The sequence below is a fragment of the Bartonella sp. MU37NMGALS genome (assembly GCF_042194015.1).
GTDB lineage: Bacteria > Pseudomonadota > Alphaproteobacteria > Rhizobiales > Rhizobiaceae > Bartonella > Bartonella grahamii.
Genome location: NZ_JBHIML010000141.1, coordinates 1 through 623 on the forward strand (window position 1 = coordinate 1; position 623 = coordinate 623).

Genomic DNA, 623 nt, shown 5'->3' on the forward strand with positions numbered 1-623 from the left:
TTACCAGTAATATCGGTCAGTTCTTTCATTTCCCGTGAAGCATAATCAAAGTGACCCGTCCCTGCTGTCACTCCAATTTCTCTGCCCGCAACAGCTCCTTCAAAATGCACCGTGCGTGAGACAATATCGACAATATCAACAGCCCCTTGACCAGAGAAAAAATTGGCTCCCTTGGCGCCAAAGGTGATGTCCCCACCTCGCACCTCAAAGCCTTTCAAAAAACCGCTCGCATCAATTTCGGAAACACCTGTGGTTAAGGTCGCATGGGGCGTATTGATAAAACCGCAACCATCACAGCTTATCCCATTGGGATTGGCTATAATCACATCGGCTGGGCTCCCAAAAACCTCTCCTGGACCATGAAGCGCACTACGCTTGCTGCTGGTGACTTCATTTAAAATCACTTTTGCCGAACCCGTAACACGCAAATGCGGATTGCCCGGCATAATGCCCCCCAACTGCGATTGCCCCACTTCTTGCGCATGATTGTTCCAAATCACACCTGGATTGCCAATATTAAAATCATCATATTTATTGTGTGATAAACCCTTGCCATTGGGGGTAACAATATCAATCGAGGGAACCCCATTGGGCGCTGCCACTATATCTGGGCGATTGGCGGC

The 623-nt window shown here is 48.6% G+C and carries 1 protein-coding gene; it reads right to left on the minus strand.

Features of this window, described 5'->3' with window-relative positions; all coding sequences use genetic code 11:
- Positions 1-623: filamentous hemagglutinin N-terminal domain-containing protein (locus tag ACFIJP_RS09585; protein ID WP_375627198.1), on the minus strand; the 623-nt coding region annotated here is incomplete at both ends.